This window comes from Xanthobacter wiegelii (genome assembly GCF_043193855.2).
Taxonomy (GTDB): domain Bacteria; phylum Pseudomonadota; class Alphaproteobacteria; order Rhizobiales; family Xanthobacteraceae; genus Xanthobacter; species Xanthobacter flavus_A.
This window is the reverse complement of the sequence record NZ_JBAFUY020000003.1, coordinates 80,675-94,992: the sequence shown is the minus strand read 5'-3', so window position 1 is coordinate 94,992 and position 14,318 is coordinate 80,675. Positions and strand designations below refer to the sequence as shown.

Genomic DNA, 14,318 nt, shown 5'->3' with positions numbered 1-14,318 from the left:
ATTGGCGCGTCCTTCGATAGCCTGGCGCCTCGCCGCCGGTCTTTCGGCGACCATGGCCGTGCTTTGGATCGGAGCCGCGGGCCTCGCCGGCACGGTCATGTATGCTCAGATCAACGAGGCTTTCGACCAATCCTTGCGCCAGGGTGCGCTTCGTCTGCTGCCGCTGGCGGTTCATGAAATCGGCGAGGGTGACAAATATGGCTTGGATCGCGTGCGGGGTTCCGATCGCGACGAGGACGAAGCCTACTTCACCTACTACCTGATCGATCAGCATGGCGCCATGGTTCTGCGGACGGACGACGCCCCGGACATCTCGCCGCCGGTCCTCGTCTCGGCCGGCTTCTCGGATGTCGACGGCAAGCGCCTGTTTTCGAAGACGGACCCCCGATCCGGATTCTCGATCGTCCTTGTCGAGCGCACGGAGCACCGCCGCGCGGCTTTGAGGGCAGCGCTGGCTACAATCCTGTGGCCGCTCGCCGGGCTAATACCGCTGGTCGGGGGCGGCATCTGGATCGCGATCCGGCTGGGGATGCGTCCCGTCGAGCGGTTGACGCACGACATTTCGCAGCGCGGCAGCCGGAACTTGTCGCCTTTGACGTCGGACGGACAGCCTGCGGAACTCGCGCCCATCGCAGAGGCGGTGGCAAGCCTGCTCACGCGCCTTAGCGCGGCACTGGATGCGGAGCGGGCGTTTGCGGCCAGCAGCGCCCACGAATTACGAACGCCGATCGCTGGAGCCTTGGCTCAGACGCAGCAATTGGCGATCGAACTCGGCGACCAGCCGGCCGGCCGGCGTCTGAGGGAGGTCGAGTTCTCCTTGAGGCGCCTGGCGCAACTGTCCGAAAAGCTGCTGCAGCTCTCGCGCCTCGATGCGGGCTTCGCGCAGGCGGAGTCGGCCTCCGATCTTCTCCCGGCTCTGCGTCTGGTGGTGCGGGACTTCCAGGTGGCATCGAGGACGCAGTCACGGGTGAGATTGCAGGTTGCGCAAGGACTGGCCCTCGTCGGCCGGATCAACCTTGATGCCTTCGCCATCGCCGTGCGCAACCTGATCCAGAACGCCCTGATCCATGGTGCGCCGGATGGCTTGGTCGAGGTTATCGCCGGGCCGGGCCGACAGGTTCGCGTGATCAATGCGGGGCCGGTTGTCCCCGGAGCAACGCTGGCGCGGATCGCTGAGCCCTTCAGGCGCGGCTCCACATCGGCCAAGGGAACGGGCCTCGGCCTGTCCATCGTCCGCTCCATCATGGACCAGACGGGTGGAAGCCTGACGCTCCGTTCGCCCGCGATCGAGAGGAAGGATGGCTTCGAGGCCATTCTCCAATGGCCGGACGAGTTGCCTTCGGAAAAAGTGGCCGTCCATTGCCGTAGTGCGGTCGTGGGTACCGTCGATGACGACTTGCCGGTGCATCACCTACCACCGCAGGTATCGGCGAAACGTTGAAAAGCTTGCGGCCACGCACTGGAGCGACAGCCGGCTTTCCGCCGACCTCTCGCGGACGATGATGGAGCAGGATTCAAGCCGGCGTCATGCGGCGAAGGGTATCGTCCTTCAGGACGAAGTGATGGTACAGCGCCATGAGACCGTGGAGACCGGCGATAACGAGAAACACGGTTCCGCCGTTGCTGTGGAGGTCCGCGACGATACCCGGAGGTTGCTGGACCGGTGCCGTTAGGGCCGGCAGGGTCACTCCGAACACGGTAACTGGGATGCCTAGCGCCGAGGCGGCGTACCATCCCGAAAGCGGCATGGCGATCAAAAACGCATAGAGCACGGCATGGCCGGCCTTGGCGGCAAGCTGCAGCAGGGGAGCGCTGCGTGGGTCGAGCCGAGGAGCACCGCCGGCCAGCCGCGCGATGAGCCGCGGCACCACGAGCACCAGCACGGCGAGACCGAACGCGAAGTGTACTGTTGGAGGGTTCTTCAGAATCTGTGGTCCGCCTTCGCCGAGGAACCAGGCGACCACCACGCAAATCGCCGTCAGCCAATGCAGTACGATCATGAATTTCGAGTAACGCTGAACCATGTGCCGCCTCGGCTGTCTTTCCATAGGATTGTTGCCGGCGCAACTAGACCCTACCAAGCTGACACCCACCTGAAGCTCAAGCGCAGCGTCCAAATGAACGTAGCCTTACGTGACGCCGCGAGCGGAATGGCCAAGTAGCCCCGCGATCGTAAGCTCGGAAAACCCGAAGGCGCCAGCTCCGCTGGCGAAGGTGTGACGAAGGACGTGAGGCGTCTCAGAGTTGCCAGGGCGGTACGGCAGGTTGTGCATGCTGATGCTCATAGAACGTCGAGGCCAAACTGGGCGACCTTCACCGCCACGCACTTCCCCAACGTGCACGCGAAGATCGCCGATTTGAGGTGTATGGAGTGGATGCTCAAGAACGTGGTTGTGCGATGCGCTAGCGGCACACTGCCGGAATGTCCTCTGATCGAGGCGCTGTTCCGTGTGGCCGCCGTTCACGCGACGGCGCCAACGCCGACTGGATGCATTCTGCCCCGAATTGAACGACGGTTGAGCAGACGCGCTACGATCAATCGGAAATTGTCTTTGGTGCCTCGCCTTGGCGAGCCAACAGGACTTGCCCATCCCAATCAGCATCGGTCATTTCGACAGCCCGCAAAACGAGACGTCCCCCACCGAGAGACCCTGCCAGGACTTGTCGCGGCGCATTGACGTCAGTCTGCGTCGAGGCCACCGAGACGAGCGAAAAGGGACGATAGAGGCGTTCCTCGACGACCGATCCGATCCAGAGCGGAGCGGTCTGTCCATTTGTGAGCTCGAGGTCGACGGCCCACAGTCGGAGCACGAGACGCGACGCGGTGGGTGTACCAACGCTATTGGGTCGAATGAGAGTGAGGCTGGGAAGACGCCCGCTGGCGAAGAGAGGAACAACCGGAAGATTGGCGGGGTCCGCCGATGGGGTAAGCCAGCTTAGGGCGCTCAAGAGCTCCCAGGCCGCTGATGTGTGCCACCCATCCCGCAGCAAGGCGTCTTGCAGGTCCCGCAGGCTACCGGTCCACTGGAAGGTCAGCGGCTCCTCCACCTCGCCGGTAAGATCGATCCGCCTACCTGGCAATTGCTGCCAACCCGATGCCCACCATTCGGCGGCGGCCATCGTCGGCAGCACGCTTTTGACGGCATAGCGATCGCTGTCCGTTGCGTGGTTGCGGTAGATGTTGAAGCCACCGGCGAGGACAACCGCCGCACATCCGACGGCGAGCAGGCCGCCCGGCTCAACGCGTTCTACTTTCCGCCGCAGATAGGACAGCCCGAGCAGCGCCAGCCATGCAGACCCGAATGCCAGGCCTCCGAGCACGTCGGAAAGCCAGTGCGCACCGAGGTAAAGGCGTGAAAATCCGATCAAAAATATCAGGGTTGCCGCGCCGAGAGCGACCGATACGCGCAGTGCCGAGCGAAACTCACGCGCGATGAGGAAGGTGAGGAAACCGTATAGAACCAAGTTGATTGTGCTATGACCACTGGGGAAGGAAAACGCGCTCCAGCCTGAGTAGTGCAGATCACCGGGCCGCGCTCGATGCAGTGCCATTTTGATCGCGGTATTGAGCGCCGAGGCGCCGGCGATCGCAACCAACCAATAGGCTGCCGTGCGCCATGCCCGTTTCCAGGCAAGCCACAGGAAGACGATGACAGTGACCGCCACGACGACGACGGTATCCCCAAGTTCAGTGATGGCGATCATTACCGCATCGCCGGGCGCCGTGCGGAGATCCTGGAGAGCGCGGTAGATAGCGCTGTCGGCCAGCACCAACGGATCTCTGCTGACGACGTCTTCAAGGATACCGAAGAAAAGCCACGCCGCGCCGACGAGCAGAACAGTCAATAATGCGAGAGTCCGCGCCTCGTGCCGCTCTGGGTCGAGCAAACTGGAGAGATTGCGGCTGAGCCAGGTGTCGCGGGTGCCGACCCAGCCCCGCAGCCGTTCCACACCAATGATGAGAAGGGGTATGCCGCGACGCAACGTCCAGCGCACGATATGCAGAATGACCCAACCCACTGCGGCCAGAACGACCAGAAGGACGGCGAGCGGCTTGGCGGCCGTGCCGAGAATGCCGAAGGCGGCCCCGACGAATACGCCGGGCAGAATATGCGACGGAGCCCAGGCGAGCGCCGATGCGACATTGACGGCGTAGAATCGGCGGACCGGCATTCCCAGCACACCGGCGAGGAGAGGAACGAAGGCGCGGACGCCCGGTGTGAAGCGTGCGAGAAAAACACTCTTGTCGCCGTGGCGGGTGAAAAACGATTCGCTACGCTCGATCAGTCCCGGATGCCGGTTCAATGGCCAGAGGCCAAGAATCTCGCGGTGGTATCGATGCCCTAGCCAAAACGAAACTCCATCACCGGCGACGGCGCCAAACGTGGCGGCAGCCAGCAACGGCCAGAGCACCAACGCGCCGCTCGGTACTAAGGTGCTGAGTGCCAGGATCCCGACCGTACCCGGTATGACGGCACCGATGATCGGGATCGACTCCGAAAGGGCTAGGAGAAACACCGCCAGATAGGCGACATGCCGATGTGCCGTCAGGAAATCGACTATCGTTAGGACCAAGGACGTCATCATCCGACGGTGCCTATCGAATGCCGGTGATGACGCGATCGATGCGCGTATCTTCTCGATAGGCTGCGTGCACGATGACGCCTACAATAATTCTTTTGGCGCTCCGCCACGGCATCTCAGGCGACCGTGCCGAAGATGGCCCCGATCCCGGCCGTCACGGCCATTGCGAGAGCCCCCCAGAACGTCACGCGGATCGTCGGCTTCAGGATGTCGGCTCCGCCGGCTCTGGCGCCGATCATGCCGAGCAGGGCCAGGAACACGAGCGAACCAACTGAAACAGCTGGCAGCAGCCAGCTCGATGGCGAGACGAGCACGAGCGCCAACGGCGCGGCCGCTCCGAGGGAAAAGGTCGCCGCGGACGCCAGCGCTGCTTGCACGGGACGCGCCGTGGTGATCTCCGAGATGCCGAGTTCGTCCCTGGCATGGGCGCCCAATGCGTCCTTGGCCATGAGCTGCTCCGCGACCTGGCGGGCAAGCCCGGTCTCGACGCCTCGGGAGACATAGATCTGAGCCAGTTCCTTCTTCTCGAACTCCGGATCACTCGCGAGTTCGCGCTTTTCACGTGCGAGATCGGCATGCTCAGTGTCGGACTGCGAACTGACAGAAACATATTCCCCCGCAGCCATGGACATGGCGCCGGCGACTAGACCGGCGACGCCCGTCAGCAGGACATTGCTTGAGGAGGCCGCTGCCGAAGCCACGCCCAGGATCAGGCTCGCCGTCGAGATGATCCCGTCGTTTGCGCCCAGCACAGCGGCGCGCAGCCAGCCAATTCGCCCGACAAGGTGCCTCTCGTTATGCATGCGACTCATGTCAGCCTTGCTCCATTGATTTCATCCGCAGCGCTTCCCTCACACAAGCATTGCTGAAATCCCGGTTTGATCTACCAGAGGGAGATGTCTTGGAACTTACAGAAGCTCGATATCCCATCGGGGGAATACGCCTCGAAGCATGGTATCGACAAAGCTCGCGCTGCGAGACGCCCCCCGTTCGGAGTCCTTGGGAAATGGCAACAGACACACCGCCTGCCGGGCCGAAATCGCGTGCCAGGCTGCCGCCAGGCGTCTGGGCGCTCGGTTTCGTCAGCATGTTCATGGACATCTCGTCGGAGATGGTCAACGCGCTGCTGCCGGTCTATCTCGTAACCGTGCTCGGCGCGTCGACGCTGACGGTCGGCTTCATCGAAGGCATCGCGGAAGCGACCGCCAATATCACCAAAATCTTCTCGGGCGCGCTGTCCGACTGGCTCGGCAAGCGCAAGTTGCTGACCGCCCTCGGATACGGTCTCGCTGCCGTCACCAAGCCGATCTTTCCGCTGGCCAACTCGGTCGGCTGGGTGGTCGCCGCACGTTTCATTGATCGTATCGGCAAGGGCGTCCGTGATGCTCCGAGGGACGCGCTCATCGCCGATCTTGCGCCGGCGGAGGTGCGGGGCGCGAGCTTCGGCCTGCGGCAGGCGCTCGATACGGTCGGCGCCTTTGTCGGGCCGCTCGCCGCGATCGTCCTGATGTCACTCAGCTCCGACAATTTCCGCTTCGTGTTCTGGATCGCGATCATCCCGGCGTTCATCTCGCTCGCCGTGATGATATTCGCCGTCCGCGAACCGGTCCGGCGTGAAACCGATGCCAAGCCGCGACTGCGCCTCGCGGATGCGAAACGCCTGTCCCGCCCGTTCTGGATCGTGGTCGGCGTCGCCACGATCCTGACGCTCGCGCGGTTCTCGGACGCGTTTCTCATCCTGCGTTCCCAGAATGTCGGTCTGCCGATCGCGCTGGTGCCCGTCGTCATGGTGGTGATGAACGTCGTCTATGCGCTTGGCGCCTATCCGGCCGGCGCCCTCTCCGACCGGATCGGCCGAGGCGGCTTGCTCGCGGTCGGCATCGTCTGCCTGATCGTCGCCGACCTCATCCTCGCGCTCGGCACAACGGTTCCTCTGGTCATGCTCGGCGTGGTGTTCTGGGGGCTGCACATGGCGCTCACCCAAGGCCTCTTTGCCAGCCTCGTGGCCGATACCGCGCCCGAGGATCTGCGCGGGACGGCGTTCGGCGTGTTCAACTTCGCGGGGGGCATCGCCATGCTGATCGCGAGCGTCATCGCCGGCGGCTTGTGGGACGCTTACGGTCCGGCAGCGACCTTTCTGGCCGGCGCGGGGTTCACCGTGGTTGCGTTGATCGCTTTCGGCCTGTCGCAATACTGGGCCGGCGGCGCCTCCCCGGACCCAAGCAAGGATTGATCTGCCCTCTCGCCCCGAGACTCAGGCCGTCAACCATCCGCGCCAGAATCCCTTCAGGATCTCCAGAACGACAACCAGACCTACGGCGATGCCGAACGCGACGGCGAGATCATCGGCGTGCAGAGGCCCGAAGCGAAAAAGATCGCGCGCCCACGCCAGGGCAGTGCCCAGTAGGACGCCGGCCACGGCGCTTACCCGCCACAGCGCGTGATTGTCCCACCGCAGCGCCCCGCGCACCGAGCTGTCGAAGGAGCGGTTGCCCAGCACCAGTCCCAGATTGGCCAGGACGAGCGACACGAAGGTGAGCGCACGCACATCCTCCGCGGGCATGCCGCGCCGCAGCGCAAGCAGATAGAGTACGGCAACCGCCGCGAAGGCGAGAACGCCCTGCAGCAGGCTCCAGAGCACGAGCCCCGACGTGAACAGATGGCTCGTCACCGCGCGCGGCCGTCGGCTCATGATGTCCTTCTCCTCCTTTTCCGCCTCGAAGACCAACGAACAAACGGGATCGATGATCATCTCGAGAAAGGCGATGTGGATCGGCGAGAAGATGATGGACAGGCCGGTCAGCAACGGTAAATGCAATTACATGCTGTCCGGTTCAACCGTGAATGAGCTTCCGTCAATATTCTTCGTAGGTGGCGGGAACAGCCCCGGAGATATTCTCCGCTTGCTTGCCTTCGACGATGAGCATAGCTGTCGCGGCCTCAATGCGACGCTCAAGTTCCGTCATGAAATGCCGCCGATCAAGTCCAGGCTGGATTGGTGGCAGAAACTCAACGAGGACCGTGCCGGATCGTTTTAGGAAGGAGCGCCGGCGCCAGAATAGACCAGAACTGAGCGCTACCGGCACGACCGGAAGACCAAGCTGCATGTAAAGCGCGGCGACCCCGGGATGATAGGCTTGGCGAGCTGCCACCGGCGTGCGCGTCCCCTCCGGGAAGATCGCGATCGAGCGACCGTCTGCTATCGCAGAGCGAGCTGCCGCGACCATCGGTCTTAGTGCTTTCGGGCCTGCCTCGCGATCGATGATGATCGCCTCGCCGCGTTTCATATACCAGCCAAATACCGGTATCCTCGCCAAGCTCTGCTTCAGCACGATCGCCGGATTCTTAAGCAAGACCCACAGCGCAATGGTCTCCCAGGCGGACTGGTGCTTGAGCGCAACGATAACCGGGCCTTCGGGCAGATTATGTCTGCCGCGCACCTCGTAGGTCAGTCCGACGATTGACCGCAGTAGCGACAGGGAAACGGTCGCCCACAGTTCGGATACCCGCGCAGCCGCGCGTTGCGAGATGAAAAGCGCTGGTAAGGCAAGGACAGAAAGAAGAGTTGTCCAAGAATAGAACGCCAGGTCGAATAGGAGGGAGCGAACGAGGGTCACCGTGCAAGGCCTCCGCTATACGCCGGACGGGAAACTGATTGAGGGGGCGCATCGACATCCGCCGCATCAATCTTGTGCAGCTGCTCCCAGCTCTGGATGTAATCGCGGGTCAGCGGTGCGGCATTGACACGCTTGCTCACCTGAATCTGGAAATTGATGAGGCCGCCGTGGCGAAAGGCTGCTTCGCAACTGGCCAGGTAGAATTCCCACATCCGGCAGAACCGCTGGTCGTAGATTTCCGCGACGCGCCCACGGTTTGCGATGAACCGTTGCCGCCACGCCTTCAGCGTTTCTGCATAATGTAGCCGCAGTATCTCGATATCGGTCACGTACAGTCCGGCCCACTCGATGGCGGGCAGAATCTCCGACAGCGCCGGGACGTACCCACCCGGAAAGATGTACTTGTTGATCCAGGCGTTGGTCGCGCCGGGGCCGTCGGCGCGACCAATCGTATGGATCATTGCCACCCCGTCGTCCGTGAGGAGATTCCTGACCTTCTTGAAGTATTCGCGGTAATGTCCCACCCCGACATGCTCAAACATGCCGACCGAGACGATGCGGTCATACCGACCTTCTTCTTGGCGATAGTCCTTTAGCAAGAATCTCACCCGGTCCCCCAGGTCCGTCTCGGCAGCGCGTCGTTCGGAGTATGCGTGTTGCTCGGTCGACAGTGTCAGGCCTGTAACGTCAACGGCGGCAACCTGGGCGAGATAGAGACCGAGCCCACCCCATCCAGATCCGATGTCGAGAACCCGCTGCCCTGAGCTCAGTAGCAACTTAGCCGCCAGGTGACGCTTCTTTTGTTCTTGTGCGCGCTCCAGTGTGTCGTCACTTGAGTTGTAGTACGCACAGGAATACTGACGGTCTGCGTCTAGAAATTGCTCGTAGAGCGCGTCCGACAGGTCGTAGTGGTGCGCGACGTTCGCGCGTGCGACTGGGATGGGATTGTTCACAACCATCCCACTCAACCTATTTCGATCACTCTCAATCACGCTTCTTCCCATTGCATCACTTGAATTTTCTGGCTTGTCGCGCGTCCGGACGCTATGGCATATTGGGGTCGGTTTTGAGGGGATCAATCGCCCTTTTGACCCCAGTCGCCGACCCCTACTACGCCCCTGGCGACCCCACTTGAGAGCCGATGGGAGAGCCCCCGTGCCAAGCCTTACCGATGGAGAAATACGCCGCGCTCTGAAACAGGTGGAGCAGACCGGCAAACAGCTAAGCCTGGTTGATGGCGAGGGGCACGGCACGGGCCGTCTTGTCCTAGTCATGAAGCCGATGCCCACTCGCGTCACAGCGGACTGGATGGCGCAGCAGTGGCGAGATCAGAAGCGCCTCAAGAAGAAGCTCGGCTCGTATCCGTCGATGTCGCTCAGCAAGGCGCGCGAAGTTTTCACCCGCGATTTCGCCGACATGATCCAGAAGGGTCGCAGCATCAAGATCGCCGGCGACACACGCCCCGGCACCGTAGCCGACCATCATGATCGGGAAGAGTTCCTCCCGGTCGCGTGTCTCGGCACCGACCTGATCAGTGATCGCCACGACGGTCGCATTTGCCAGCTCGGCGCAGAAGTCCGCCAGCTTGTTGCCATGTCCCCTCAGGCTGAGCAGGATGACGATTCCGAATAGCTTTCGGATGGCCCCAACGCACTGCTGGTGGTTAAGCGGGCGCGCCGGGTCGAAGGCGCGTTTTGTGTCGTTGGCTAAATCCACCAGCCCGTGATCAACGAGGCCCTCATCCAGCTTATCGAGAAGCTCCGGATGGTCGACCTCGAGTAGCGAGTATCCCAGCTCGCCGAGAGCGTTGCTCAGATATTCTTCCATCCCAACGAAATCAAAGATCCTGGCGGCCTCGATATAGAGTTCCGCGGCAATTTTGTGGTTGCCAAGATTGCTCTCGCAGTTACCGATCTGATGCAGGGTCTCCACTGAAGCGCGCCGCGTCGCGTGCGGCCGACAGCATGACGTCGAGCTTCTCCGCCGGCGCCAAGTCCGCCTTCGAGGCAACGGGCGGCTCCTCGACCGCAGGCACGGTCGGCGGCGAGACGGAGGCCGCCAACCACGCCTCCACCGGTCAGAGCACCTCTTCCCGTCAGGGACCGCCCGATTGGGCCAAGCGCATGAAGCGCTCTCAGAACATCACGCATGGCGTCCAGGCCGCCGCGCATGCCGTCCGCTCAGGTGACAGCCATGGCGGCGGCTCTTCCATCAACCTTTCCGAAAGCGACCGCTGATGAGCCTCTTCAAACGACCAGCAACCCACTATGGCAAATCACCCGAACCCGAGACGCCCTACCAGCGCGCCGGCCAGGTCTGGGACGAACGCATCGGCTCCGCCCGTGTGCAGGCGAAGAACTGGCGGTTGATGGCGTTTGGCTCGCTGATCCTGTCTGCCGGCTTCGCCACAGCGCTTGTCTGGCAGTCGGCGCGCGGAACGATCGTGCCATGGGTAGTGCAGGTCGATCGCCTCGGGCAGGCGCAGGCCGTCGCACCCGCGACCGCCGACTATCAGCCGACCGATCCGCAGATGGCCTGGCATCTCGCGCGTTTCATCGAGCAAGTCCGCTCGATCCCGGCAGACGCCATCATCGTGCGGCAGAACTGGCTGCGCGCGTATGAGTTCACGACCTCGGCCGGCGCGATGGCGCTCAACGACTACGCCCGGGCCAACGACCCCTTCACCAAGGTCGGCAAGCAGCAGATTTCGGTCGACGTTTCTTCCGTCATCCGCGCATCCCCCACGAGCTTCCGCGTCGCCTGGGTCGAGCGCCGCTATCAGGACGGCGCTCTCGCCGAGACATCACGCTGGACCGCCATCCTCACCATCGTCGTGCAGCCGCCGCGCACCGCCGAAAAACTCCGCGCCAACCCGCTCGGAATCTACGTCAACGCCATCAACTGGTCACGGGAGCTGGGACAATGAAGTCGTCTTTCCGTAAAGCCGGAAACCCGGCTTCACACACATCCGCATCGCAGGTTTTGCGCAAAGCCGCGCTGCCGCTCCTTCTCCTCGCGACGAGTGCGCTCGCCGGCTGCGCCACCACGCAGAAGCCGCCGGAGATCAGCTATGATGACGCAGCACCCGCCGTCCAAACCGTCGATCCCCCGGCGCCGGTCACCGTGGTCGAACTCCCCCGGCCGCTGCCGCTCCCCGGCCAGATGAAGCCGGTCGAGACGACACGAAGCGCGCCGGAGGCGACCGATCCGGCCGCTCGCGTCAACCAGGCCAATGCCGCCGCCCGTGTGCAGCCCGTTCGCAACGGCTTCATCAACTCAATGCAGGTCTATCCCTTCACACAGGGCGCGCTCTATCAGGTCTACACCGCCGTCGGGCAGATCACCGACATCGCCCTCCAGCCCGGCGAGCAGCTCGTTGGCTCGGGACCCGTCGCCGCCGGCGACACCGTGCGCTGGATCATCGGCGACACCGAGAGCGGATCCGGCGCGACGCGACAAATCCACATCCTGGTGAAACCAACCCGCGCCGAGCTGATGACCAACCTGGTCATCAACACCAACCTGCGCACCTACCACATGGAGCTGCGCTCGACCGAACGCACTTATATGGCTTCGGTCTCCTGGCAATATCCGCATGATCAGCTTATCGCGCTCCGTCGTCAGAACGTCGAAGCGCAGGCTGCCCAGCCGGTCGCCACCGGCATCGATCTGTCCCGTGTCAATTTCCGCTACGAGATTGACGGTGACCGTGCGCCGTGGCGTCCGCTCCGTGCCTTCGACGACGGCCGCCAGGTCTTTATCGAGTTTCCACGCGGCATTGGTCAGGGCGAGATGCCGCCGCTCTTCGTCGTCGGGCCGGAAGGCAACACCTCCGAGCTGGTGAACTACCGGGTCCGCGGGAACCACATGATCGTCGATCGCCTGTTCGCCGCCGCCGAGCTGCGCTTCGGCGCGGGCGATCGCCAAAAGCGCGTGCGCATCACCCGCACCGACGGGAGGCCGGCTTCGTGAGCGACATCGATTCCCGGAAAGAGGAAGGGCCTGAGCCGGACAACGTCGAGCAGCCCCTGACCGGCGAGCCGGCACCGCCGATGCGGCTGCGCGCCGAAACGCCCCGTGTCACGCGATTGTCGAGGAAGGTGCTGGCTGGCCTGGGTCTCGTCGCCAGCGTCGGCATCGGCGGCGCGCTGATCTACGCGCTCCAGACCCGGGACGGCGGCCGTCCGAACGAGGAGCTGTATTCGACAGACAACCGCACCACCGCCGATGGGCTTGCCGGCCTGCCGCGTGATTATACGGGGCCGGTGCTCGGGCCACCACTGCCCGGCGATCTCGGCCGCCCGATGCTCGACGCGCAGAACCGGGGCCAGCCCGTCCCGGTTCCTGGCATGGCGGCGTCCAATCCGGGCCTCAGCGCTGAGGAACAGCGCCGGCTTCAGGAACTGGAGGCGGCACGGACGGCGCGGCTGTTCGCTTCGACCGAGACGAGAACGACGTCCACGGCGGCGGCATCACCAGGCGGAACGCCATCCGCCCACCCCCAACTGCCTCTGCCCGACTTGACGAGCCTTGGCCTTGCACCGCAGCCGGCCACACCGACCGCGCAGGACCGCCAGCTCGCCTTCCTCAACGCCGCCGCCGATCGGCGGACGGTCTCCCCGGATCGCGTCGCGGCGCCGGCATCGCCGAACATACTGCAGGCCGGCGCGGTGATCTCGGCGGCACTGATCACCGGCATCCGCTCCGATCTTCCTGGCCAGATCACCGCCCAGGTGACCGAGAACATCTACGACAGCCCAACCGGCCGCATCCTGCTCGTGCCGCAGGGCACACGCATCATCGGCCAATACGACAACAATGTTCAGTTCGGCCAAAGCCGTGTGCTGCTGGTCTGGAACCGACTGATCTTCCCGAACGGGCGGTCGATCGTGTTAGAGCGCCAGCCAGGCGCCGACGCGGAGGGCTATGCCGGCTTGCAGGACGGCGTCGACTATCACTGGTGGGATCTGGCCAAAGCAGCGGGTCTCTCCACGCTGCTGAGCATCGGGGCCGAGCTCGCCACAAACGATGACGACCGCCTGATTCAGGCAATCCGCAACGGCGGGCAAGGCACGATTAACGATGCTGGCCAGCAGATCGTCCGTCGCCAGTTGAACGTCGCGCCGACGCTGACTGTCCGTCCGGGATTCCCCGTCCGCGTCATCGTCACGCGAGACCTCGTCCTCGAACCCTACGGAGGTTGACCAATGGTGAAGCTGAAGCTCGGGGTCATTGACGATGACAAGCCCGTCAAGGTCTCAATCGAATTGCCGGCGTCGGTTCACCGCGACCTCGTGGCCTATTCCCAGGTACTCGCCCGCGAGACCGGACGGCCGATTGGCGACCCGGTCAAGCTGATCTCACCGATGATCGAGCGTTTTATGGCGACCGATCGGGTGTTCGCCAAGGCTCGGCGAGCCGTGATTCCGTCTCAGCGGCAAATTGCGCCAAAGGAGGCGGACCCCTCATAGTCCGGCAGTCCTATCAGCAAGGAGCAAGCCCGGCAAAGCAGCCTTCGACATAGTTCTCGCCAGACTGAGAAGCCGTCGCAGCGCCGGATTGTCGTTCTGCGGCGACCATATTGCGCAGAATGGCAGGATCTCCTCGGATAGCGGGCGGTAAACCACGCCGGGAAAGCGCGCGGCCGTCGTCGCTTCACTTGTAAGGGTAAGACCTTGTCTGATCGCTACAAGATGCATCAAGTTGTCCCTGCCCACGCCGTGGCGTTCGACGCTTGGATGGTGCCCAAGATCGGCCAGATGCTTCACCAGATAGTCGTGGATCTCAGGTCCGGGATCGGTCTCACTCACAATGAAATGTCTGTCTCGCAGATTCCCCCACACGATCTCTCGCTTTCGCGCTAGTTCATGATCGCTGGGCAATGCCACATAGACCCGCTCATTCCAGAGATGGGCCAGATCGCAGCCATCCGCGATTGGCTGACCTGTCAGGAAGGCGATATCCAGCCGATGCCTTTGAACCGAGGCGATGTGATCGGTCGGGGCCCCTTCGATGAGGTCGGGGCGGACCTCGGGGTTCGCTCCGACATAGGCGCGGAGCAGATCGGACAGAAAGCCAGAAGCGAGCGAAGAAAATATCCCAATGCGGACCACGCCT

General features: G+C 63.3%; 12 protein-coding genes and 3 pseudogenes. 8 read left to right on the top strand and 7 right to left on the bottom strand.

Annotated features, from left to right (window positions below; all coding sequences use genetic code 11):
- Position 1: 1 nt before the first annotated feature.
- Complete coding sequence (locus V5F63_RS26125) at positions 2 to 1,441, top strand: sensor histidine kinase (protein ID WP_394071840.1); 1,440 nt, start codon at positions 2 to 4, stop codon at positions 1,439 to 1,441.
- Between the two features lie 73 nt (positions 1,442 to 1,514).
- Here V5F63_RS26125 and V5F63_RS26120 read toward each other — a convergent pair whose 3' ends face one another.
- From V5F63_RS26120 to V5F63_RS26110, 3 genes are all read right to left on the bottom strand, one after another.
- Positions 1,515 to 2,024 carry a cytochrome b gene (locus V5F63_RS26120; RefSeq protein ID WP_394040788.1) on the bottom strand — a complete coding sequence of 170 codons (510 nt, stop codon included), beginning with the start codon at positions 2,022 to 2,024 and terminating at the stop codon, positions 1,515 to 1,517.
- Positions 2,025 to 2,535: 511 nt separating this feature from the next.
- Complete coding sequence (locus V5F63_RS26115; protein WP_394071841.1) at positions 2,536 to 4,587, bottom strand: bifunctional DedA family/phosphatase PAP2 family protein; 2,052 nt, start codon at positions 4,585 to 4,587, stop codon at positions 2,536 to 2,538.
- Between the two features lie 113 nt (positions 4,588 to 4,700).
- Positions 4,701 to 5,396, bottom strand: coding sequence for a VIT1/CCC1 transporter family protein (locus V5F63_RS26110; protein WP_213375305.1), 696 nt, complete (start codon positions 5,394 to 5,396; stop codon positions 4,701 to 4,703).
- A gap of 194 nt (positions 5,397 to 5,590) precedes the next feature.
- Between V5F63_RS26110 and V5F63_RS26105 the strand changes: the two genes are divergently transcribed.
- Positions 5,591 to 6,817 carry an MFS transporter gene (locus V5F63_RS26105; protein ID WP_394071875.1) on the top strand — a complete coding sequence of 409 codons (1,227 nt, stop codon included), beginning with the start codon at positions 5,591 to 5,593 and terminating at the stop codon, positions 6,815 to 6,817.
- A 21-nt stretch (positions 6,818 to 6,838) separates the two neighbouring features.
- Here V5F63_RS26105 and V5F63_RS26100 read toward each other — a convergent pair whose 3' ends face one another.
- The 3 genes and pseudogenes from V5F63_RS26100 to V5F63_RS26090 all read right to left on the bottom strand — a co-directional run.
- Positions 6,839 to 7,402, bottom strand: a complete 564-nt coding sequence (locus tag V5F63_RS26100) for a cation transporting ATPase C-terminal domain-containing protein (protein WP_394102826.1) — start codon at positions 7,400 to 7,402, stop codon at positions 6,839 to 6,841.
- Positions 7,403 to 7,439: 37 nt separating this feature from the next.
- Positions 7,440 to 8,201, bottom strand: coding sequence for a lysophospholipid acyltransferase family protein (locus tag V5F63_RS26095; protein WP_394071843.1), 762 nt, complete (start codon positions 8,199 to 8,201; stop codon positions 7,440 to 7,442).
- Positions 8,198 to 9,148: pseudogene (locus V5F63_RS26090) on the bottom strand (class I SAM-dependent methyltransferase); the annotation flags it as partial. The pseudogene V5F63_RS26090 and the gene V5F63_RS26095, both read right to left, overlap by 4 nt.
- A 208-nt stretch (positions 9,149 to 9,356) precedes the next feature.
- On the opposite strand from V5F63_RS26090, the pseudogene V5F63_RS26085 reads away from it, so the two are divergent.
- The 6 genes and pseudogenes from V5F63_RS26085 to V5F63_RS26060 all read left to right on the top strand — a co-directional run.
- Positions 9,357 to 9,680: pseudogene (locus V5F63_RS26085) on the top strand (site-specific integrase); the annotation flags it as partial.
- A gap of 404 nt (positions 9,681 to 10,084) precedes the next feature.
- Positions 10,085 to 10,438 (top strand): annotated as a pseudogene (locus V5F63_RS26080) (P-type conjugative transfer protein TrbL); the annotation flags it as partial.
- Positions 10,438 to 11,127, top strand: a complete 690-nt coding sequence (gene trbF / locus V5F63_RS26075) for a conjugal transfer protein TrbF (protein WP_394071844.1) — start codon at positions 10,438 to 10,440, stop codon at positions 11,125 to 11,127. The pseudogene V5F63_RS26080 and the gene trbF, both read left to right, overlap by 1 nt.
- The gene (gene trbG / locus V5F63_RS26070; RefSeq protein WP_394071845.1) at positions 11,124 to 12,173 is read left to right on the top strand and encodes a P-type conjugative transfer protein TrbG; all 1,050 of its coding nucleotides are present in this window, start codon (positions 11,124 to 11,126) and stop codon (positions 12,171 to 12,173) included. The genes trbF and trbG overlap by 4 nt, the downstream gene beginning before the upstream one ends.
- A complete protein-coding gene (locus V5F63_RS26065; protein ID WP_394071846.1) occupies positions 12,170 to 13,405 on the top strand; it encodes a TraB/TrbI/VirB10 family type IV secretion system protein in 1,236 nt (411 codons plus the stop codon). Before trbG ends, V5F63_RS26065 begins: the two co-directional genes overlap by 4 nt.
- 3 nt (positions 13,406 to 13,408) lie before the next feature.
- Complete coding sequence (locus V5F63_RS26060; protein WP_394071847.1) at positions 13,409 to 13,672, top strand: DUF2274 domain-containing protein; 264 nt, start codon at positions 13,409 to 13,411, stop codon at positions 13,670 to 13,672.
- Here V5F63_RS26060 and V5F63_RS26055 read toward each other — a convergent pair.
- On the bottom strand, positions 13,667 to 14,314 hold the full coding sequence (locus tag V5F63_RS26055; RefSeq protein WP_509210866.1) for a LysR substrate-binding domain-containing protein: 648 nt from the start codon (positions 14,312 to 14,314) through the stop codon (positions 13,667 to 13,669). The genes V5F63_RS26060 and V5F63_RS26055 overlap by 6 nt on opposite strands.
- Positions 14,315 to 14,318: the final 4 nt, after the last annotated feature.

Coding starts and splice junctions, on each gene's coding strand:
- V5F63_RS26115 (WP_394071841.1), bottom strand. CDS start 4,587: ATGATGACGTCCTTGGTCCTAACGATAGTCGATTTCCTGACGGCACAT.
- trbG (WP_394071845.1), top strand. CDS start 11,124: ATGAAGTCGTCTTTCCGTAAAGCCGGAAACCCGGCTTCACACACATCC.
- V5F63_RS26060 (WP_394071847.1), top strand. CDS start 13,409: ATGGTGAAGCTGAAGCTCGGGGTCATTGACGATGACAAGCCCGTCAAG.
- V5F63_RS26105 (WP_394071875.1), top strand. CDS start 5,591: ATGGCAACAGACACACCGCCTGCCGGGCCGAAATCGCGTGCCAGGCTG.
- trbF (WP_394071844.1), top strand. CDS start 10,438: ATGAGCCTCTTCAAACGACCAGCAACCCACTATGGCAAATCACCCGAA.
- V5F63_RS26120 (WP_394040788.1), bottom strand. CDS start 2,024: ATGGTTCAGCGTTACTCGAAATTCATGATCGTACTGCATTGGCTGACG.
- V5F63_RS26110 (WP_213375305.1), bottom strand. CDS start 5,396: ATGAGTCGCATGCATAACGAGAGGCACCTTGTCGGGCGAATTGGCTGG.